Annotated in this window: 1 protein-coding gene; it reads right to left on the bottom strand. The window is 52.0% G+C overall.

From position 1 onward, the window contains the following. Positions 1 to 91: 91 nt before the first annotated feature. Positions 92 to 1,513 carry a rhamnulokinase gene (gene rhaB, locus LI015_RS27880; protein ID WP_227126772.1) on the bottom strand — a complete coding sequence of 474 codons (1,422 nt, stop codon included), beginning with the start codon at positions 1,511 to 1,513 and terminating at the stop codon, positions 92 to 94. Between the last annotated feature and the right edge of the window lie 99 nt (positions 1,514 to 1,612).

Below are 1,612 nucleotides of genomic sequence, written 5' to 3'. Positions count from 1 at the left end.
AGTTCAATGCCAGAGTTTTGCTGGCATGATCACTCAAGATTCCGAGAGATCATAAATCATTTCTCGTAACAGCCTCAACAGTCATCATTTATCAAACCTTCTCAGAAGGTTCATAGGTCTTGATTTCAAATGAGCAAAAAATACTGTCCCTGGCCTCCTTCAGGCTCTTAAACTCCTTCCCCTCTATCATCTGCACCGCCAGATTGCCGATGGCCGTGGCCTCCGTGGGTCCCGCGTAAACGGTCTTTCCTGTGGCCTCCGCCGTCAGGCGGTTTAAGTAGTCCGCATTGGCTCCGCCTCCCACGATATGGATGCAGTCATATCTCACGCCTGTAAGGGCCTCAATTTCCCGGCAGCAGATGCGGTAGCAGTCCGCCAGGCTGTTGTAAATCACAGCAGCCATCTCCCACTTAGTCTCAGGAACCTGCTGTCCGCTCTCCTCACAATAAGTTTTCACTGCTTTGCACATGCTTTCAGGAGCCAGGAAACGGCTGTCATTGCAGTCCACAATGGAGGAAATGGTTTCGCGGGAAGCCCTCTTACATATCTCGCCAAAGGAATAATCTTCCCCTGATTCCTTCCACTCCTTTTTCACGGACTGAATCATCCACAGCCCCATGATGTTTTTAAGGAAACGGTGCCTGTACTCATATCCGCCCTCGTTTGTAAAGTTGGCCTCCATGCTCATCTCCCGGCAGTCAGCGTCCTTAAGCTCTGTCCCCATTAAGGACCAGGTACCGGAGCTGATATAGAGCACATGGTCCCGGTTGGACGGTACGGCGGCCACGGCGGAGCCAGTGTCGTGGGTGGCCGGAAGCACCACCCGGCAATCCAGTCCGGTCTCCTTTTGCACATCCTCACTGAGCCTTCCCACCACGGTTCCCGGCATGGACAGCCCGCCAAAAAGCTTCTGCGGATATCCCAAAGCCTCAATCAGTTCCCTGTCCCAGGTACGTTCAGAGGGATTGACCAGTTGAGTTGTGGTGGCATTGGTATACTCCTGTTTCTGTACCCCGGTCAGCAGGAAGTTTAAGTAATCCGGTATCATAAGGAAGTTTTCTGCCTGTGAAAGGATATCCGGCTGTTTTTCCTTCACAGCCATCAGCTGGTAAACCGTGTTGAAAATCTGTTTCTGGATACCGGTCCTCCGGTACAGTTCCTCCCTGGAAATCCGCTCATACACCTTTAAATCCATTCCCTCGGTGCGCCTGTCCCTGTAGCCGGCAGTCTTGCCCAGCACATGTCCCTGTTTGTCCAGAAGTACAAAATCCACAGCCCAGGTGTCGATGCCCATGCTTTCCGGGTTGATGCCCAGTTTTTTACATTCTCTCATTCCGGCCTTAATTTCCTCAAAAAGCCCAACGAGATTCCAGCACAGGGTCCCGTCCACCATTTCCATCCCATTGGAAAAACGGTAGATTTCCCGCAGATTCATCTTCCCATTCTCCATCCACCCCAGGATATGGCGGCCGCTGGAGGCCCCTATATCCACTGCAAGATAATAACGGTTCACTGTCACACCTCCTAGTTATGAGCACTTGGCGACCGTCTTTGGGCCGCTTACGTGCGATACATGTCACTGGCACTTAGCGAGGTCTTTTACGTACCTAGT

The sequence above is a fragment of the Enterocloster sp. 210928-DFI.2.20 genome, assembly GCF_020554465.1.
GTDB classification, from domain to species: Bacteria; Bacillota; Clostridia; order Lachnospirales; family Lachnospiraceae; genus Enterocloster; species Enterocloster bolteae.
Note: the sequence above shows the minus strand (reverse complement) of the source record. Positions and strands in the feature narration are given on the sequence as shown.